The 19,779-nt window shown below is 66.7% G+C and carries 15 protein-coding genes and 1 riboswitch; of the genes, 4 read left to right on the top strand and 11 right to left on the bottom strand.

What is annotated here, in order from left to right:
• Window positions 1–2: 2 nt before the first annotated feature.
• Genes gspG through BRSPCE3_RS21965 form a run of 3 tightly spaced genes read right to left on the bottom strand, consistent with a single transcriptional unit; the run spans window position 3 to window position 3,428 of the window.
• Complete coding sequence (gene gspG, locus BRSPCE3_RS21975; RefSeq protein WP_244068198.1) at window positions 3–518, bottom strand: type II secretion system major pseudopilin GspG; 516 nt, start codon at window positions 516–518, stop codon at window positions 3–5.
• Window positions 519–535: 17 nt separating this feature from the next.
• A complete protein-coding gene (locus BRSPCE3_RS21970) occupies window positions 536–1,747 on the bottom strand; it encodes a type II secretion system F family protein (protein WP_244068197.1) in 1,212 nt (403 codons plus the stop codon).
• A gap of 4 nt (window positions 1,748–1,751) precedes the next feature.
• Window positions 1,752–3,428 carry a GspE/PulE family protein gene (locus BRSPCE3_RS21965; RefSeq protein WP_244068196.1) on the bottom strand — a complete coding sequence of 559 codons (1,677 nt, stop codon included), beginning with the start codon at window positions 3,426–3,428 and terminating at the stop codon, window positions 1,752–1,754.
• A gap of 345 nt (window positions 3,429–3,773) precedes the next feature.
• Between BRSPCE3_RS21965 and gspD the strand changes: the two genes are divergently transcribed.
• Together gspD and BRSPCE3_RS21955 are read left to right on the top strand one after the other, a co-directional pair.
• Entirely contained in the window at window positions 3,774–6,161 is a 2,388-nt protein-coding gene (gene gspD / locus BRSPCE3_RS21960; RefSeq protein ID WP_375709941.1) for a type II secretion system secretin GspD, read from the top strand.
• A 13-nt stretch (window positions 6,162–6,174) separates the two neighbouring features.
• Window positions 6,175–6,708 carry a tetratricopeptide repeat protein gene (locus tag BRSPCE3_RS21955; RefSeq protein ID WP_244068195.1) on the top strand — a complete coding sequence of 178 codons (534 nt, stop codon included), beginning with the start codon at window positions 6,175–6,177 and terminating at the stop codon, window positions 6,706–6,708.
• A gap of 6 nt (window positions 6,709–6,714) precedes the next feature.
• Here the strand turns inward: BRSPCE3_RS21955 and BRSPCE3_RS21950 are convergent, their stop codons facing one another.
• The 6 genes from BRSPCE3_RS21950 to BRSPCE3_RS21925 all read right to left on the bottom strand — a co-directional run bounded on the left by BRSPCE3_RS21950 (window position 6,715) and on the right by BRSPCE3_RS21925 (window position 15,972).
• Complete coding sequence (locus BRSPCE3_RS21950) at window positions 6,715–8,214, bottom strand: PepSY domain-containing protein (RefSeq protein ID WP_244068194.1); 1,500 nt, start codon at window positions 8,212–8,214, stop codon at window positions 6,715–6,717.
• A gap of 2 nt (window positions 8,215–8,216) precedes the next feature.
• On the bottom strand, window positions 8,217–10,493 hold the full coding sequence (locus tag BRSPCE3_RS21945; RefSeq protein WP_244068193.1) for a TonB-dependent siderophore receptor: 2,277 nt from the start codon (window positions 10,491–10,493) through the stop codon (window positions 8,217–8,219).
• 105 nt (window positions 10,494–10,598) lie between these two features.
• Window positions 10,599–10,795: riboswitch (cobalamin riboswitch) on the bottom strand.
• A 203-nt stretch (window positions 10,796–10,998) separates the two neighbouring features.
• Window positions 10,999–11,928, bottom strand: coding sequence for a GTP-binding protein (locus BRSPCE3_RS21940; RefSeq protein WP_244068192.1), 930 nt, complete (start codon window positions 11,926–11,928; stop codon window positions 10,999–11,001).
• A gap of 1 nt (window position 11,929) precedes the next feature.
• Entirely contained in the window at window positions 11,930–13,420 is a 1,491-nt protein-coding gene (locus BRSPCE3_RS21935; RefSeq protein ID WP_244068191.1) for an amidohydrolase family protein, read from the bottom strand.
• 151 nt (window positions 13,421–13,571) lie between these two features.
• Window positions 13,572–13,964, bottom strand: a complete 393-nt coding sequence (locus tag BRSPCE3_RS21930) for a hypothetical protein (protein ID WP_244068189.1) — start codon at window positions 13,962–13,964, stop codon at window positions 13,572–13,574.
• Between the two features lie 151 nt (window positions 13,965–14,115).
• Window positions 14,116–15,972, bottom strand: coding sequence for an ABC transporter ATP-binding protein/permease (locus tag BRSPCE3_RS21925; RefSeq protein WP_244068187.1), 1,857 nt, complete (start codon window positions 15,970–15,972; stop codon window positions 14,116–14,118).
• 194 nt (window positions 15,973–16,166) lie between these two features.
• Here BRSPCE3_RS21925 and rpmE point away from each other — a divergent pair, with 194 nt between their 5' ends.
• Complete coding sequence (gene rpmE / locus BRSPCE3_RS21920) at window positions 16,167–16,394, top strand: 50S ribosomal protein L31 (RefSeq protein WP_016845230.1); 228 nt, start codon at window positions 16,167–16,169, stop codon at window positions 16,392–16,394.
• A gap of 267 nt (window positions 16,395–16,661) precedes the next feature.
• On the opposite strand, the gene BRSPCE3_RS21915 is transcribed toward rpmE, so the two are convergent.
• On the bottom strand, window positions 16,662–17,294 hold the full coding sequence (locus BRSPCE3_RS21915) for a LysE family translocator (RefSeq protein WP_244068186.1): 633 nt from the start codon (window positions 17,292–17,294) through the stop codon (window positions 16,662–16,664).
• 236 nt (window positions 17,295–17,530) lie between these two features.
• Entirely contained in the window at window positions 17,531–18,157 is a 627-nt protein-coding gene (locus tag BRSPCE3_RS21910) for an FMN-binding negative transcriptional regulator (protein WP_244068184.1), read from the bottom strand.
• A gap of 98 nt (window positions 18,158–18,255) precedes the next feature.
• Between BRSPCE3_RS21910 and BRSPCE3_RS21905 the strand changes: the two genes are divergently transcribed.
• On the top strand, window positions 18,256–19,776 hold the full coding sequence (locus tag BRSPCE3_RS21905; RefSeq protein ID WP_244068183.1) for a PLP-dependent aminotransferase family protein: 1,521 nt from the start codon (window positions 18,256–18,258) through the stop codon (window positions 19,774–19,776).
• Window positions 19,777–19,779: the final 3 nt, after the last annotated feature.

The following is a 19,779-nucleotide window of genomic DNA, read 5'->3' as shown; positions in this document are numbered from 1 at the left end:
CCCTACTGGTCGTTGTTGGCGGCTGTCGTCTTCTCGAGCGAGATATCGGCCGAGGTTCCGCTGCCGCCTTCCTGACCATCGGAGCCGTAGGAGACGATGTCGTAGGGTCCATGTTCGCCCGGCGAGCGATAGAGATAGGCGTGATTCCAGGGATCGTTCGGCACGTTGCCGCCCTTCAGATACGGCCCGTTCCAGGCCGCGACGCCCGGCGTGCGCCGGACCAGCGCGGCAAGCCCCTCCGCCGTGGACGGGAAGCGTCCGGCGTCGAGATAGAACAAATCGAGCGCGCTGGAAAAGCTCTGCAGCTGAATGCGCGCGGTCTTGACCTTGGATTCGCTGAGATAGTTGAGCACTCGCGGCCCGATCAGCCCCATGATCAGGCCGATGATTGCGATCACCACCAGCATCTCGACCAGGGTGAAGCCCGCCTCGCCCGCACGCCCTCGCCTTTGCGACTGCGCGCGATCGCGTCCCGCTCGCGTGGAAAACGCCTCGATGATGGTGTTGCGCGATATCATGACCGATGACCCCTGCTTTAACCGACTAGCTGCGTGACCGAGAGCAGCGCCGTCATGACCGACACGATCAGGCCGCCGACCACGGTGCTGATCGTGATGATCGCCAGCGGACCGACAATGCCGACGACGCGGTCCAGGCTGCGCTGCAATTTTGCTTCGTAGAATTCCGCGACCCGCCCGGCCAGCACCGGCAGCTGCCCGGTCTCTTCGCCGAGCCGCAGCATGCGGACCGCCATCGGCGGCAGGCTGCCCGCGACGGCGAGTGCTTCGGACAATTTTCCGCCGTGGCGGACGCGATCGGCGGCGGCGGTCCAGTTCGCCTCGCTGCCGGTCACCGCCATGATGTCGACCAGGATGCGCAATGCGGCGGTGAGGTTGACGCCGCTGCCGAGCAGGACGCCGAGATTGCGGCAGAACAGGCTGGCGCGATAGAACTGGAAGGCGCTGCTGATGCCCGGCACCCGCGAGATGGCGTTGACCAGCGCGGCGCGCACCCGCGCCTGCCGCAGCAGCCACCATGCGAGCGCAATCGCGGCGGCGCTGATCAGGCTTGCCGCCGTGGCGTTGGCGCGCAGGAAATCCGACACCGCGATGAAGCTGGCGAGCGCGGTGTCCGACTTGCCGCCGAAATCGCCGAGCACCGTCGAGAATTGCGGCAGCACGAACAGCAGGAAGAACAGCATCACGCCGGATGCCGCGACCAGCACGAAGGCCGGATACTGCATGGCATCGGTCAGCTTGCGCCGCATCTGCTCGGAGCGCGCACGCTCGGTGCCCAGCATCTCCAGCACGGAATCAAGCGTGCCGGAGATTTCGCCGACCCGGACCAGCGCGATGTACATCGGCGGGAACAAGCTCGGATGATCCGCCACCGCGTCGGCAAAGCTCTCGCCGGTGAGCAGGGCGGCGCGGATCTTGGCCACCAGCGGACGCATCCGCCCGACATCGGCATCGCCCGACAAGAGCTCCAGCGCATCGTCGAGCCGCGCGCCGGCCTTGAGCAGCAGCGCAAGGTCGCGCGTGAAGGTGGTGACCTCGGCCGCACTCGGCCCGCCGAACAGGCTGCGGCCACCGGCGGCGCCGGATGCGCGCCTGTCCTCGGTGGTCTCGATCGGCAGCAGCTTGAGATATTCGATCCGCCGCGCCACCTCGGCCGCGGTCGGCGCGGAGATCGTGCCGTTCACGATCTCGCCGGCCTGGGTCAAAGCGCGATAGCGATAATTCGGCACGGCGTCACCGCACCGTCGCGACGCGGAGGATCTCGGCGGGCGAGGTCAATCCGGCGCGGCATTTGGCGACCCCGTCATCGAGCATGGTGGTCATGCCCGCGCGGATCGCCATCGTATCGATCTTCAGCCCGTCGGTTCGCTCCCCGATCAGTTCACGCAGTTCGTTGGACAGTTCGAGCAGCTCGAACACGCCGAGGCGGCCGCGATAGCCGGTCCCGCTGCAGCGCTCGCAACCGCAGTGTTCCTGAACGATCTCGCCGGCCTTGAAGCCGAGCGCGGCGAGCCGGGGATCCTCGGTGAAATCGGCCGCCGCCAGCGGCCGCGCCGTCTTGCAGCGCTCGCACAATTGCCGGACCAGACGCTGCGCGATCACGCCGCGCAGCACCGAGCGCAGCAGATAACCCTCGACCCCGAGGTCGAGCAGCCGCGGCACCGCGGCGGCCGCGGTCTCGGTGTGCAAGGTCGTCAGCACCAGATGCCCGGTCAGCGCCGCATGCACCGCGACATGCGCGGTCTCGGAATCGCGGATTTCACCGACCATGATCACATCAGGGTCCTGGCGAACGAAGGAGCGCAGCGCGGTGGCGAAGGTCAGCCCGATCGCCGGCTTGATCTGGGACTGGTTGACGCCGGGCAGCTCGTATTCGACCGGGTCCTCGATCGTGAGGATCTTGCGGCTGGGCTCGTTGAGGATCGACAGGATCGTCGCCAGCGTCGTGGTCTTGCCGCTGCCGGTCGGCCCCGTGATCACAACCATGCCGTGCGGCAGCTTCAGCAGCCGCCGCAGCTTGGCTTCGTCGGGCTCCGAGAAACCGAGCTTTTCGACCACCAGCAGGCCGCGGTCCTTGGGCAGGATACGGATGACACAGGATTCGCCATGCTGCGTCGGCATGATCGCGACGCGGATATCGATGTCGGTCCGCCCGGCCCGCAGCCGCGCCGCGCCGTCCTGCGGCAGGCGGCGCTCGGCGATGTTGAGGTTGGCGATGATCTTGATGCGGGAGACCACCGCCTGCGGCAGCACGCCCGACAGCGCCGCGACCGGCCGCAGCAGGCCGTCGATCCGCAAGCGCACCATCAGACCGCCGGAAAACGGCTCGATATGGATGTCACTGGCGCGCAGCTCGACCGCCTTCTCGATCAGATCGTTGACCGCACGCACCACCGGCGCGCCGCTGGCAAGATCGCGCAGGCTCTCGATATCGTCTTCGCGAGGCAGCGCCGCCGCCGCATCATTGGCCTCGGCCTCCTCGGTGCTGGAGGAGTTGTTCAGCGCGATGGCGACGTCTTCCGACGACGCCACTTTTACTTGTAGGCCGGCGCCGAGCACAATCTGCGCCGCGCGCTGCGTCGCCTGGTCTGTCGGATCGACGACCGCAAGCACAGTGGTCCCGTCGGCCGCCCGGCATGGATAGACCATGGTCTCGCGCAGGAAACGCGGCGAGAACGCCCCGACCAACGGTTCAGCCGAGGTCATGTCCTGGAGCGTCAGACGGCCGAGCGCAAAGAAGCGCGCGGCCTCGTCGGCGAATTCGCTCGGCGAGAGGCTGGTGACCTCCCACAGCTTCAACTGCCTGAATTCGGCGCCCTGCCCGGTCCGCTCCGCCGCTCCATCGCCCGGCGCCAGGTGATTGTTCTGACGCAGATAATCGACGAACCGAACGGACAGGTCGTTGGCCATTCTCGATATCCCGCCACACTATTCCGGATCAGTTCGTGCCAAGTGCCGCTGCGCGCCGCTTGCGTGCCGCCGCGTTCGGCTCCCGGCAATTGTGCGGTTATCGATCCGAAGTGTGACAGCTGTGCGAAGTCACATCGTTCGCCGCGCTCAACAAACCTTGACGTGACATCGCGGACACGGTTGCGCGCCGGCCGCACAATCTTGGTGCGTTGCGATGGGCAGGTCGCGAACGACAATCATGTAACCAATTTATTTCTGTCATGTTCGATCGCTAAGAGTCCGACCGGGGTAGGACCGATCGTCGCAAGCAATCGAAATATCAGTTAGTCAAAGCGAAGGGCCTTCATGCAACGCGTAGGCACAGTGGGCCGCTGCCCGACGATCCGTGGCGGCCTCGCGGCCATTTTTGCCTTGACGTCAATGGGGTTGTTGGCGTCCTGCAATTCCGCGACCGTCGGCGAGAGCGTGGACGCGTCGCAACTCGACGTCACCGACAAGGTGCGCTCGCTGGATCTGACGCAGCGCCAGCCGCAATCGGTGAACGCGCTGGCGGCGACGGGTGGCAGCCAGAGCGGCAGTGTCCGCGCGGCGATGTATGACGGAAGCGAAGTGACCGCGGTCGCGGACGCGCGGTCGCAGCCGGCTTCGAACGGCAACGGCTTCGACCTGAATTTCGAGAGCACGCCGGTGGCGACCGTCGCCAAGGTCGTGCTCGGCGACATCCTGCATGTCGGCTACACCATCGACCCGCGGGTGCAGGGCACGGTGAGCCTGGTCTCGGTTCGCCCGGTGCCGAAATCCGACATGGTCTTCGTGCTTGAAAACGCGCTCCGCCTGAGCGGCGTCGTGCTGCTCAAGGATACGGCAGGCTATCGCCTGACGCCGCTCGGCGACGCCGTCGGCGGCGGCCGCATCGATGCCGCGGCGGCCAATCCGGAACCCGGGTTCGGCATCTCGGTGGTCCCCCTGCAATATGTGTCGGCCCAGACCCTGCTGAAGCTGACCGACAGCTTCGCCACACGGGCGGGCGCGATCCGCGCCGACACGACGCGCAATTTGCTTCTGATCCAGGGCACCGGCGCCGAGCGCCGCACCGCCGTCGACACCGTGCTCAGCTTCGACGTCGACTGGATGCGCGGCCAATCGGTCGGCATCTTCCCGATCTCGAGCGGCTCGCCCGCGCCTGTGATCGCCGAGCTGGAGAAGATCGTCGATTCCGGCGAGAACGGGCTCAGCCAGAACGTCATCAAGTTCATGCCGATCGCGCGCCTGAACGCGATCCTGGTCGTGACCAAGAAGCCGGACATGCTGCACACCGCCGCAACCTGGATCAAGCGCCTCGACCGCAACGACACCGCGCGCACCACGGTCCATGTCTACCGCGTCAAATACGGCGATGCGCGCCAGATCGCGCGGGTCCTGACCGACATGTTCCTCGGCGGTTCATCCGGCAATCTGCTCGACAGCGCCGACAGCCAGCTGGCGCCCGGCTCCGGCACCTCGTCGACCTCGAGCGTCGCCGATCGTCTGTCGCTCAACAACAACAACGGCTCGAATTCGGGCATCGGCGGCTTCGCATCCCGCGGCACCTCCGGAACAGGCGCGACGGGCCAGGGCCTCGGCCAGGGATTTGGCGCCGGCGGCCAAGCCAACAATCCCAATAATCAGGGTCAGGGCAACAATGGCGCGCTGGATGCCGGACGCGGCGCCGGCGGCGGCAATGGCCAGCCGGTCATGCAGGACGTCCGGATCACGCCCGATGTCGTGAACAACAATCTGCTGATCTATGCCGACCAGGCCAACTACCGCATCATCGAGGCGACGCTGCTGCAGATCGACGAGCCGCAGCTGCAGGTCGCGATCGACGCCACGATCGCCGAGGTCACGCTCAACAACACCCTGTCCTATGGCGTGCAGACCTATCTCACCAGCCAGAACCTCGGCCTGAAGCCGAACACCGGCTCGATCCTCGGCACCCAGGCCACGGCGGCGCCCGCGACCACGACGGACGCGACCACCGGGGCCGTCAGCGTCGCAGGCTCGCTCACCAATGCCTACATCAACCAGGCCTTTCCCGGCTTCAATTTCCTGATCGGAAACGCGACGCAGCCGAGCCTGATCCTGGATGCGCTGCACGCCGTCACCAGCGTCAAGGTGCTCTCCAATCCCTCGCTGGTGGTGATCAACAACCAGGTCGCGACGTTGCAGGTCGGCGACGTCGTCCCGGTCTCGACCGGCAGCGCGACGGTGCTGACCACCAGCAACACGGTGGTCAACACCATCGACTATCGCAACACCGGCATCATCCTGAAGGTCTCGCCGCGCGTCAGCGTCAACGGCACCGTGCGGCTCGACGTCGAGCAGGAGATCAGCAATGTTCCCCAGAGCAGCGGCAGCACGGTCAACCTGACGCCTACCGTTTCGGAACGGCGGGTCAAGAGCCAGATCTCGGTGGCCAACGGCCAGACCGTGCTGCTGGCGGGCCTGATCAGCGAGCAGCAGAGCGGCGTCCGCAACGCGCTTCCGGTGCTCGACCAGATTCCGGGCCTCGGTGACGCTTTCGGGCATCAGAGCAACGGCACCCAGCGCACCGAGCTGATCATCTTCATCCGCCCGCAGATCATCCGCAACGGCTCCGACGCCCAGGTGGTGGCCGAGGAGCTCCGATCGAAACTGCGCGGCAGCATCGCCACGACATCGACCAATGCGCCGATCACGACCAGCTACCACTGAGGCGGGCGACAGCATGCTCCGCCTCACGCAACGGACAAGTCTCTGCGCTTCGCTTGCGGTCGCGCTTTGGGCCATCGGCGCCTCTGGCGCGAGCGCCGACGGCGTGGCGCGCGGCGCGGCCGCCTTCCATCGCGGCGATTATGTCAAGGCGGCTCGAGAGCTCGCGCCGGCCGCCGATCGCGGCAATCCGCGAGCCTTGGGCGAACTCGGCTTCATGTATGAGCACGGCTTCGGCGTCCCGCAGGCCTATGACGCTGCCGCGGATCTCTATTATCGCGGCGCCGTGCAGGGCGACCCGTTCGCGCAGGCCCAGCTCGGCCTGATGTACGACAAGGGTCACGGCGTTCCGAACGATTACGTGCTGGCCTACAAATGGCTCAATCTGGCGGCGGCCCGCACCAACGGGCGGCAGCGCGATGCCTATCTCCGGTTCCGCGATGCGGTCGCATCAAAGCTCTCGAGGAACGAGATCATCGCCGGCCAGCGATTTGCATTGGGGTGGGTCCTCGACCGGCCGGCGCCGGACGTGCACCTGACGGTGAAGTAGCGTCGGCTATCCTGGCGTCTGCGCGAGACGTGCAGCCGTGCGCCGCCTTCGCAGCTGCTGCCGCCGCAACCGGCGCCAGCCGATCACGATACCGCTGATCGAGACGATGGTGCCGACCGCCGACAGCAGCCACACCACGACGTCGCGTGCCGGCGAGATGCGCAGCAGCAGCGGAAAATCCAGGCTGTGCAGCGCATTGAACAGCCAGCGATAGGAGCGGCGGCTGTCGTCGCTGCGGTCGAGGATCTCGGCAGTGACGGGCGAGACGTGCAGCCAGGTGTGAGCGGGATCGTCGAAGCCGATCCGCAGCACCGGAAGCTCGCGCACCTGATGCAGCGTGTACCAATAGGCGTCGGGTTGATCGAGAGGTTGCGCCGAGATCAGCGTTGCTCCCGGCATTGCGCGCTTGGTAGCCGCGACGATGTCGTCGCGCGAGAGCGTGACCGGCGCGCCGGTCGCGGGATCGGCGAGGCTGCGACGGCCATTGCCGTCGTCGAGCACCATCAGCGGACGCCCGCCGATCCAGACGAAGCGCGCCTCCACCGCCGGCGTCGGCGGCGCTGACTGGAAGCCGGCGACGATATCGGGCGTGTCGTGGCCGCTATAGCCGACCGCGATCTCGCGGGTGACGCCGCGCCCGGAGAACGCGCCGCCGGGATTGAGCGACAGCCAGCCGCTGAACATCCAGGTGAAGACGAAGATGCCGCCGACGAGACCGGCGATGTGATGCCAGGCCATCCAGCCACGATAGGGCGAGACGGCGCCATCAGCGTAACGGCGCGTCAGCCGCAGGCGGAGGATCCCGACCCAGAAGCCGGTGACCGCGACGACGAGGCAGATGCCGGAGATCCACAGCACCACGTCGCGCCACAGCGGACCGTCCTTGCGCAGCACGGTCGGATAGATCCAGTGCGGAATCGAGCCGAGCCAGTTCCAGATCCGCTCCTGCCGCGTGGTGTCGAGCGCGATCTCACCGCTGCGCGCGGAGACATAGAGCTCGGTGCCATCGGGATCGCCGAGACCGATCAGGTAAAGCGGCCGCAGCGGATCGAAGCGCGCCGTCACCGACCATTGGTCGCGCGTCACCGTGTCGAGCAGTTGCAGACGCACCGCCTGCGGATGATGGCGTGCAATGGCCAACGCCTGATCCGGTGCGATGCGATCGACCAGGCCGCCATCGGCCGCCGAAATGGTGACGGCGCCGCCCGTCCGGCCGGTCATTCGATAGACCGGCGTGTCGTCCATCATCGACAGCCGCAGGTCACGCGGATAGCGCTCCATGCCCGCGAGCGCCATCGCGCGGTCGGGTGAGATCCGCACCTTGCCCCACGAAATGACAGGGAGCGCCGCGAGGCGCTCGCTGTCGGTGAGGCGCGGAAAGGCCACGTACATCATGACGAGGCCGGAGATGAACCACATCGCGAACAGCAGGCACGTCGCGATGCCGATCCAGCGATGGACGACATAGAGCCACCGCCGCCCGCGCCGGATCAGAGCCTTGCGCATGGTCAGAACTTCACGTTGACGGACAGTTCGGCGGTGCGCGGCATGCCCAGCAGCCACTGCCCCGTGCCGTTCGAAGTCACCGCATAGACCTTGTCGAACAGATTGTAGACGCGGAACGCGACTGTGGTGCGGTCATCCGGCTTCCACCTGACACCGCCATTGACCACATTGTAGCCCGGCCGCAGCTGGGTGTTGGCAAGGTCAGAGTACATCGCGCCGACCATCTGCACGCCGCCATAGACCGACCAGTTCGGCGCAAAATCCCAGGTCAGCCAGACGTTGGCGACCTTTTGCGGCACGTTGATCGGGACATTGCCGGCATAGCTGACGAGCTTGCCGCCCATCAGCTGGCTGTTGTTGTCGTACTTGGCCTGCAACATCGCGACATTGGTGTCGATGCGCCAGCCATCATTCAACGCCAGGCCGATCGATGCCTCGACCCCGCGGGATGATTGCTGGCCGATCTGCAACGACGCGCCGGGAGTGCTGGGATCGGCGACCAGCAGGTTGTTCTTGACGATCTGATAGCCCGCCAGCGTCCACTCGCCCCGGCCGCCCAGGAACGACTGCTTGACCCCGAACTCGGTCTGCTTGCCGGTGGAAAGCTGAAACGTTTTTTGCGAGGCCGACAGCGAGATGATGTTGCCGACCGGGTCGACGCCGACCGCATACTGGCCATAGAACGCGAGGTTCTTGATCGGCTCATAGACGACGCCGGTGCGCCAGCTGGTGCCCGACAATGTGGTGTCGAAACTGTTCCCCGGTACCTTGTAGTCGGTGCGGTCCACCTCGGGGCGATCGTATCTCACCCCGGTCACCAGCGACAGCTGATCGGTCAGCGACAGCCGGTCTTCGGCGAACAGCGCGTATTGATTGACGATCGCGTTGAAGCCCGGCGTGGTCGCAGTGGTCGTCGCGAAGAACGAGCCGGGATCGAACACGTAAGGATTGACCGACGACGCGCCGCCATAGGGCGAATTGTTGGTGTGGGTGAAGTCGATCCGGTTGACATCGAACCCGGCAACGAACTGGTTCGCGAGCCCGAAGACGTGACCGCTGAAGGTCGCATCCATCCGGTTGCCGAGTTGCTTCTGGTCGTGGAAGATCTCGATATAGCTCGAACGGTCGATCAGCTGGGTCTTCGGATTCCAGGTGTAGTTCTCGATGTCGCGCCAGTGCCGCTCGCTGGTCAGATAATACAGCGTGTTGTTGATCTTGACGCCGTCGGCCACGTCCCACTCGGTCTTGAACTGGGTCCAGCTGTCCTGGTAGCGGATCGCGCTGTCGGCCGCATTGTAGTTCTTGAAGCGCAGCGCGTCTTGGATCTGGCCGTTGATCAGCGGCGTGCCGAAATAGCGCGACGGGCTGCGGTCGCCATAATCCTCGGACAGCGTGAAGGCGAGATTTTCCGACGCCTGCACCCGCACGGCGGCGGAGACCACCGCATTCGAGGTCTTGTCGCGATCGACCCAGCCGTCCGACATGTTGCCGGTGGCGTTGATACGGTAGGACACATTGGGATTGATCGGACCGGTGCTGTCCACCGAGAGCCGTCGCGTCATGTTGCTGTCGAGCGAGACCTCGGCCTCGTTATAGGGCGTGCCCTGCGGCTTCTTCGGGATGACGTTGATGACGCCGCCGATCGCGCCTTCACCGTACAGCACCGAGGCGGGGCCGCGCAGCACCTCGATGCGCTGCGTCGACCAGGTGTCGTAGGGGAACGTCAGCGTGCCGGAGCCGATATAGAAGCGCGTGCCGTCATACAGCGTCATCACCGAATTGCTGCCGGCAAAGCCGCGGGTGCTGAACGACAGGCCGCCATTGCCGGGCGCCGGCGTCGCGATGAACCCGGCCGCGTTCTGGGTGACGGCGTCGAGCACATTGTGCTGGCCGCGCTCGGCGATGGTTTGCGCCGAGATGATCTCGACGCTGGCCGGTGTCTGCAACGGCGTCAGGTTGAGACGGCTGCCGGTGCCGCCCTGGGTGGTGGCGTTGAGCGTCGGCGATGCCGGCCCCGATGTGCCTGACGCCGCAGCCCGCGGCGCGCCGCCGGCCGCGGCGGCCGTTGCGGATCTCGGCCATGGCCGTGATGCGGCGGCGCTGTTGCTGCTTCGCGCCGCGGGTTTGGGCTTTGCGGATGCCGAGGGCGCGACCTCGATCGGATCGAGCGCGGTGGGTGGAGGCGTCTGTGCGCCGGCTTCGGCCGGCAACAACAATGATGACAGGGAGCAGACGAGACCGAGGCGCCATTTGCGCGCAACGGGAGAGGAGGGAGACATGAAACGACTCGCGGTAACGTGGCACGTCACCGCGAACGCGGACTGGCGCATTGCCCAAAAGGCAGTGCTCCGATCCCACCAGGACGCCCCCGCCCGATGTGCTCGCGTGTGACCACGACTGACGGCAGGTCTCCTGGCTCACGGGTCATCGCCTGTCGACGCCTTCCCGGACTGAACAGCCCAGTGGCAAATTGACGAAAGGCTCGCCGTTCACAGTTGCGGGGACAGCTGCGGCATTGGGGTTACCCTCGCACCGCATTCCCTTTTGATCCCCGAAGGGAACCGTCGCCAAAAACGATAGGTGCTGGCGGCAGAGCTGTCAATTCGACGCGATTGCCGCACACATGCTTTGCGCGACGGTGCTGCGGCGACGACACAGGAAGTAATCCGTCATCTTGAGGAGCGCGTAGCGCGTCTCGAAGGATGCACGGCCCGGCTGGTGGCCGATTCATCCTTCGAGACGCCGCTTCGCGGCTCCTCAGGATGACGGGAAACTAGGTTCGCATCACCCTGCTTCGACGCATCCCTGCATCGCCTCATCGATCTCCGCGCGCGAGAGCGCGCCCATCTCGGCGATGAACACGATTCGCGTGCGCGGGGCATCGGGTACCGGCACGCCGCCCGCAGCCAGCGTCGCGCGGCCGCCGGCGAGTTGAAATACCGTGAGCCGCCCCGGCTGCTCGACGGTCTCGAACAGTCCCTTTGCCCGCGCCAGTTTCGGCGCCAGCCGGCCGATCACCTGCTGCAGGCGCGGCAGCGATATCTTCCGCTCCGAGGTCCAGCTCAATGTCTCGAACCGGTCGGATGCCGGGCGGCGCGGCGTGGTCTCGCGCGGCGCCGGCATATGGTCGAGATCCGCCGGAAACAGCAGCGCGGCCGGCACCTCGCCGTGCAGCGCATCGACCACCACGGCCGCCGGACGCACCGCGCGCACGGCGTCGCGGATCGCAGCGCGCGCGCCGGCATCGGCCAGATCGACCTTGCTCAGCGCCACGACGTCGGCCGCTCGCAGCTGCGCGCGCAGCAGCGCGTCGTTCAGCATCGCCACCGGTTGCGTCGCGTCGACCACGCACAGCACGGTCTCCAGCGGCGCCTCCTTCCAGATCACCGGATCCATCAGGTTGCGCACGATGTCGGCGGGATCGGCGATCCCGCTGGTCTCGATCACGATGAATTCGGGACGCGGATCACGCCGCAGCAGGGTTGCGAGCGTGCGCAGCAGGTCGCCCTCCAGCGTGCAGCAGATGCAGCCATTGCTCAGGCTGACCACGCCATCGCTGGCGCCGGCGATCAGCTCCGCATCGATATTGATGGCGCCGAAATCATTGACCACGGCGGCGATGCGCTTGCCTTGCGCATGCGCCAGCAGATGGTTGACGACGGTGGTCTTGCCCGCCCCGAGAAAGCCCGCGACCAGCAGGATCGGGACCGGCACCTCAGCCCCCGGTGACGGGCCGGCGCACCGGCCGGCCGGGACGTGCCGCGACATCGAGCACGCCGTCATTGATCAGCGGTTGGCCGCTGACCACGAGGTGGCGCACGCCTTCCGCCGGGCGGTTCATCGCGGAGAAGGTCGCACGGTCGCTCAGCGTCTCGTAGTCGAACACCACGACATCGGCGTCCGCGCCCGCCTGCAGCCTGCCCTTGGCGCGCATCGCCGGCGTGCTCGCCGACAGGATTTCCGCCGGGATCAGCGCGCATTTGCGGATGCCCTCCAGCAGCGACACTTTCTTGCGCTCGCGCACCCATTCGCGGATGAAGCGGGTGAAGCAGCCCGCCGAACGCGGATGCGAGGTGGCATCGTCAGGCAGCGGCCAGGCGTCGCCGCTGTAGGGGCGGCCGTCCGACAAGGTCCACGGCATCGCGTCGGAGGCGATCGCACCGCCCGGATACAGCACCGCCATGTCGAGCAGATCGCGATGATGCGCGTTGTTTTCGATATCGAGCACATGCCACAGCACCAGCGTCGAGGGCTCCTCGGCCTGCGCCGCCAATAGCTCCTCGCGGCTGCCGAAGCGATGGCCGTCGGTCACGCGCTGCACCGAATCGTAGCCGAGGCCGTTGCGTTCCTCGAATTTGGGATCGCTGAAGAAGGTCGCCGCCAGCACGGTCGAGCCGGTGCCGTAAGGATAGGCCTCCACCGTGATCGGCAGGCCCTGCGCCTGCGCCTTGGCGATCAGCGCAACGCAGCGTTCGATGTCGGTCTTGCTCGACGAATTGAAATGGCAGATGTGCATATGCGCGCCGGTGGCGCCGGCATAGCCGATCAGGCGGATATAGGCCTCGGCCGCGCTCTCGGGATCGATCCGGGACATGTAGGCGACATGGGTGAAGGTCGGCACCGCATGATTGGCCGCCAGCTGGCACACCGCGGTCAATTCCTGCACGCCGGCGCCCGGCGCATAGGCGTTGAGAATGCCGATGCCGATGCCGCCCTCGTTCAGACCATTGGCCAGACGCTCGAGGATGCCGCCGACCTCGCTTTCGGTCGCCACGTTCTCGATCCAGCGGCGATCGCGCATTGCCGCGCCGAACGATTCCAGCGAGCTTTCCGAATTCGAGCCGGTCATCGCGCCGATCCGCGCGAACGCCCAGTTGGCGGCGGCGCCGTAGTTCAGCACCCGCCCCTTCTCGGCCTGGCGCTTGTACCAGGACGCGACCGGCAGCACGCCGGCCTCGAGGTCCAGCGTCGTCGTCACCCCGTCAAAGGCCTGCATGCGATCGGCCGGAATGGTCTGGCCGTGCGCGTGCAGGTCGATGAACCCCGGCGCCACCACGAGCCCGGTGGCGTCGATCTGCCGTTCGGCGCCGCCGAGGCCGGTGCCGACCGCGGCGATCTTGCCGTCGACCACGGCGACGTCGCCGACCGCGTCCATCCCGCTGGCCGGATCCACCACCCGGCCGCCGCTGATCACCAAACCACCCATCTCGCCACTCCCCGCATTCCGAAACCGACCAGTCACCTGTCGGGCACAGAGAAGCGCATCGCAGGCATCACAGCAACCGGGCCAAGGTTGTGGCGACATGCTGTGGCGGAATATCCGCCGCGTCGGGATGGCGACTGCAGAGCGCCTGTCCTTACGTTCCGGCTGCACGTCGCGATGGCAGCCCCCGCCAGAGATCATTGCCGGGCTTGATGCGGCTCGCCACGAGTTTCGGCGGCGTGCGGTCCCTGTCGAGCGCCGCTTCGACCGCGCGCTTGAGCCTGACATTGTCGATCTGTGCCAGGAATCGCCCGACGACGGCATCCTGATCCGCACCACGTGCGGAGATTGCCGCGCACAGCTCCACGGTCGTCCTGCGGAAGAAGTGGAAAGCGTCGTCGGCCGCGCCGCCCAGCCGGTCGACCTCGCCGGCCACGCCGAGCGCGTGCATCCGATCGTCGCCATCGCGCGTCACCGCGAAGCGCAGCACGGCAAGCTGCCAGACACGGAGCAGCTGGCGTTCCGGTTCGGTCGCATCCTCGCGCATCAGTCAAGCACCCCGCGCGCCGATGCCCCTTCGGCTGTCGAGGGAGGTCAGGCGCGGCGCGACTATCCCCGCGCGGGAATAGGTTTTCGAGGGGGGCCGGCGCTCGATCGTATAGGATTAGCGTAGGCGGCGCGCGCCGGGTCCCAATTCGCTAAATCCCCTCGAACTGCAGCCGCGCCAGCCGCGCATAGAGGCCGCCGGCGGCGACCAGCTCGGCGTGGGTGCCCTGCTCGACGATCTTGCCCTGGTCCATGACCAGGATGCGGTCGCACGACAGCACGGTCGCCAGCCGATGCGCGATCACCAGCGTGGTGCGGTGGCGCATCAACTCCTCCAGCGCGGTCTGCACCAGCGTCTCGCTTTCGGCGTCGAGCGCCGAGGTCGCTTCATCCAGCAGCAGCAACGGCGCGTCGCGCAGGATCGCACGCGCGATCGCGATGCGCTGGCGCTGGCCGCCGGACAGCGTCACGCCGCGCTCGCCGAGCTGGGCGTCGAAGCCTTCAGGCAGCCGGCGCAGGAATTCGGTGGCATGGGCGAGATCGGCGGCACGCTCGACCTCGGCATCGCTGGCGTCGGGCCGGCCGAACCGGATGTTCTCCCGCGCGCTGGCGGCGAACACCACGGAATCCTGCGGCACCAGCGCGATCCGCGCGCGCACCTCGGCCGGGTCGGCCTGCCGGATCGGCACGCCGTCAAGCGAGATGGCGCCGGATTTCGGATCGTAGAACCGCAGCAGCAAATGGAACAGCGTGCTCTTGCCGGCGCCGGAGGGGCCGACGATCGCGACCTTCTCGCCGGAGCGGACCGCCAGCGACACGCCGTCGACCGCGAGCGCGCTGGGCCGGGTCGGATAGGCGAAGCTGACATTGTCGAAGCCAACGTCGCCACGCGCCGGCTGCGGCAACGCGCGCGGCGACGCGGGAGCCGCGATCTGCGGCTTGACGCGCAGGATCTCGAACAGCCGTTCGGCGGCGCCCGATGCGGCCGAGACCTCGCCCCAGACCTCGCTGAGCTGGCCGAGGCCGCTCGCCGCGAACGCCGTATAGAGAATGAACTGGCCGAGGCGGCCCGGGCTGATGGTTCCGACCAGCACGTCATGCGAGCCGACCCAGAGGATCACGACGACGCTGGCGAACACGATGAAGATCACGATCAGCGTCAGCACCGCGCGCGCCTTGGTCGAGCTGCGCGCGGCGTCATAGGCCTGCTCGACCTCGCGGGCAAAGCGCGTCCTGGCGAGCCGCTCGCCGGTATAGGCCTGCACGGTCCGGATCGCGTTGACGAGCTCCGAGGCGTATGCGCTGGCATCGGCCAGCGTGTCCTGGGCGGTGCGCGACAGCCGCCGCACCCAGCGGCCGAACGCGACCAGCGGAATCACGATGATCGGGATCGCAAGCAGCACGAAGCCGGACAGCCGCGGGCTGGTGATCACCATCATCGCGGCGGCGCCGAAGAACAGCATCAGATTGCGCAGCGCGATCGAGACCGAGGCCCCGACCGCGGACTTGATCTGGGTGGTGTCGGCGGTGAGCCGCGACACCAGTTCGCCTGACCGCGCGGTATCGAAGAACGACGGCGACAGCGAGATCAGATGCGCGAACACGTCGCGCCTGAGATCGGCGACGATGCGCTCGCCGATCGTCATCACGAGGTAGTAGCGCGAGGCGCTGGCACAGGCCAGCACCGCGACGACCGCGATCATCACGCTGAAATAGCTGTTGATCATCGCGATGCCTTCGGGCGTGAAGCCCATGTCGATCATCCGCCGCACCGCGACCGGCACGATCAGCGTGGTGATCGCCGCAATCGTCAGCGAGATCAGCGCAAGGATCGCCCGCCCCTTGTAGCGCGCGACATAGGGCGCGAGCGCCAGCAGCGGCCGCAGCCGGGCGCGGCTCTTGGCCGGCTCCGTGATCTGGCTCTCGATGAAGGCTTCCTCATCGAGCAACGCGTCGCGCGGCGGCTGCGGGGCGCCGTGCGGGGTCTCAAGCTGTTCGGCTATGCTCATCAATCTAGACCGGTTCTATCGCCCCCCACATAGGCCCGCCGACCCCCGGCTGGCAAATCCGGTAAAGTCCCAATCCGGTGATGGGCTTAAGCCCTTTCTTGGCTTGTTTTGGGGGGCTCCATGGGTTATAGACCCGGCCAAATCCCGTATCTAATACATCTTGAGACGGGCGCTGGCGCGCCGAAGGAACTGTCATGAAAGCCGATATTCATCCGAATTATCATACGATTAAGGTCGTCATGACCGACGGCACCGAGTACCTGACCCGCTCGACCTGGGGCAAGGAAGGCGACACGCTGAACCTCGACATCGACCCCAAGTCGCACCCGGCCTGGACCGGCGGCACCCAGCAGCTGATGGACCGTGGCGGCCGCGTCTCGCGGTTCCAGAAGAAGTTTTCGGGCTTCCTCAAGAAGGACTAAAGTCCGCTTCGGGATCGCCCCGCGATCGCATGCAAAACGCCCCCGCCTCGGGGGCGTTTTTGTTTTTGGGAGCTCCGGATTGAGCGCGCGACTCTCTCTCTACGTCGTCCTGGCGAAAGCCAGGACCCATAACCACCGCATTCGGTGAAGGACGGGATCGCGGCCCCAGCGTCGCGCAACAACTGAGAATTGGGATAATGGGTCCTGGCCTTCGCCAGGCGACACCGAGTTTGTTGCGCCACTGGTGCGTCACACACCACATTCTCCCTAGCGATCCCCGAACGCCAGCCGCGCGCCGAGCGCGACCAGGATGCTGCCGCCGATCCGTTGCATGATGCGCTGCGACCTCCGCGAGCGCCGCAGCTTCGCCATCACGACGCTGGCGAAGCACACGCAGACGATATCGACCGCCGAGAACGTCAAATTGACTGTTGTGCCGAGCAGGAACAGCTGGGCCCAGACCGGCAGGCCGGCCGACGCATCGACGAACTGCGGCAGGAACGCCAGGAAGAAGATCGCGGTCTTCGGATTGAGCACCTCGACCACGATGCTCTGCGCGAACGCACGCTCCGCGGAGAGCGGCGCGAGTTCGGAACGCTTGAGTTCGGAACGCTTGGTGTTGTCGCGATCGCGGAACAGCGACAGCCCGAGCCAGACCAGATAGGCCGCACCGGCAAGCTTCATCGCCATGAATAGCGGCGGCACCGCATGAAACAGCAGCGCAAGGCCGGCGGCCGCGGCGATGACATGGACATAGCCGCCGAGATGCAGGCCAAGCGAGGCCATCATCCCCGCACGCCGGCCGCCCGCCAGCGTGCGGGCCGCGGCGTACAGCATGGCAGGGCCCGGGATCAGCGCGAAGGTCGCGGTCGTGATCGCAAAGGCAAGGTACAATTCCATCGATCGCTTTCGTCTTTACTACGAATTGAGCAGCAGACTCGTCTTCACCTCGCCCCGCTTGCGGGGAGAGGTCGTAACGCATCGCTAGATGCGTTACGGGTGAGGGGGAGTCTCCGCAAACGCGGCTATCACCGTGGACGCGGAAACGGCCCCTCACCCCAACCCTCTCCCCGTAAAGACGGGGCGAGGGAGCGCAGCGCCGCCGAAATCGCGACTTGATCCAATCCCATCATGCCCTAGCTCGCCGGGATCATCGCCGCGACTTCGCGGTCGACCGGATTGTCGCTGGCGCCAAGGCCCGCGATGACGCCGGCGCGATCCTCGAGCTTGCGGTTCTGGCTCATCTTCTTCTTGGCATCGATCCGGCTGATCGGCATCCGGACGCCGACGATGCCGCGCAGTTGCGCCTTGATGAAATCGTCCGGCGCATCGCTGACCTGCCAAACCTCCTTGCGCGAACTCTCGTGCAACCGGGTCAGCCGCGTCACGATTTCGAGCAGCCGGTCGGCATCCTCGAAGAACTCGGCTCGGCCATAGGCGTGCACGGCGACGTAATTCCAGGTCGGCACCACCTTGCCGTGCTCGGCCTTGGTCACATACCAGGACGGCGTCACATAGGCGTCGGGCCCCATGAAGATCGCCATCGCCTCGCCGACCGGAGGCAACTTCCACTGCGGATTGGGCCGCGCGACGTGACCAACCAGCGTGCCGTACTCGCCCTCGGTCTCATTGAGGATCAGCGGCAACGGCGTGCCGATAAGGCCGTCGGCGGTCGCGGTGACCAGCGTCGCGAGCCTTGAGGCCCGCATTGCGGCGTGGATCGGACCGAGCTCGTCGATCTTGAAATGCGGCGGCAGGTACATGGCGGACCTCTCGGCAGACCTCATCAATTGCTGCTCGCACCATAGCGCCGAAGTGGCCTATGATAAGGGCCACTTTCGCTCACAATGACTGGTCCACTATGCCCCGCCTGCGCGCCACGATCAGCATCCCCTCGCTCGGCGCGGTCGACCGCGCCATGGGGCAGGTTGGACGCCAGATCGCGCAGGCGCTGCGCGCTGCGATCGCCAATGGCGAACTGAAGGCCGGAGAATATCTGCCGTCGACCCGCGCGCTGTCGGCCTCGCTCGGCGTCGCGCGCGGCACGGTGACGGAAGCCTTCGAGCAATTGCAGGCCGAGGGCTATCTGGAATCGCAGGTCGGCGCCGGCACCCGCGTCGCGCCGACGCTTGCGGAGCAAGCGCGGCCGGTTCGTCCGCCGGCTGGCCGCGGCCCGAACAAATCAGCGCCGATCGCGTTGCCGCCGCGCGCGATGCGGCTTGCCAAGGTTGCGGCGGCGTTCACGCCGATGCCGGAAGTCCCGTTTGCGATCGCGGTCCCCGGCGGCGCGGTCGCGCCCGACGACAATTGGCGCCGCCTCGGCAACCGCGTGCGCGCATCGCGCGCGGCAGCGCCCGCAAGCTATGGCGATCCGCGCGGCCTGATGGAGTTGCGGCAGGCGATCGCCGACTATGTGCGCAAATCCCGTGCGGTGCATTGCGAGCCCGAGCAGGTCGTGATCACGGCCGGCACCCAGCAAGGCCTCTACCTCGCCGGCCGCGTGCTGCTGTCGGCGGGCGATCGGGTGTGGGCCGAGGATCCCGCCTATCCCGGCATGACTGCGGTGCTCGACGATCTCGATCTCGTCACCACACGTGTGGGCGTCGATGCGCAAGGCATCGACATCGATGCCGCGATCGCCGCGTGTCCGCATGCGCGCGCGGCGTTCGTGACGCCGTCGCATCAATATCCGCTCGGCATGCCCTTGAGCATGGCCCGCCGCAACGCGCTGGTGACGTGGGCCGAGCAGCGCAATGCGTGGATCGTCGAGGACGATTACGACAGCGAGTTGCGCTATGCCGGTCATCCCTTCCCGTCGATGCAGGGCCTCGCGCCGGCGCGCGTGATCTACCTCGGCACCTTGAGCAAGGTGCTGTTTCCCTCGCTGCGGCTCGGCTACGTCGTGGCGCCGCTGCCGCTGATCGATGCCTTCGCCGGCGCACGCGCCCTGCTCGATCGGCATTCGCCGACCGCCGACCAGCATGTGCTGGCGGCGTATATGCGCGAAGGGCTGTTCGAAGCGCATATCCGGCGTATCCGCGGCGTCTATGCCGCGCGCCGCGCGACGCTGATCGCCGCGCTCGAACGACACATGCCACAAGGCGTCACGCTGCAGCCGAGCGACCAGGGCATGCATCTGTTGTTGTGGCTGCCGCACGGCCTCGACGACGTGCAATTGGCAAAGACAGCACTCGCCGCCGGCATCGTGGTGCGGCCGATCTCACCGATGTACCAGGCCGCAGCACGGTGTGGCCTGATGCTCGGCTTCGGCGGGTTTGAGCCGGAGGAGCTGGAGGCAGCGGCGAAACGGCTGCGGCGGGTGATTGATCAGCATGCACCACCGCGGCGGGCGAGGCCGCGCCGCGCTGAAGCTTCACACTGATTT

The sequence above is a fragment of the Bradyrhizobium sp. Ce-3 genome, assembly GCF_022835695.1.
GTDB lineage: Bacteria > Pseudomonadota > Alphaproteobacteria > Rhizobiales > Xanthobacteraceae > Bradyrhizobium.
The sequence above is the reverse complement of the archived record's forward strand: the minus strand, read 5'-3'. Positions and strand labels throughout refer to the sequence as shown.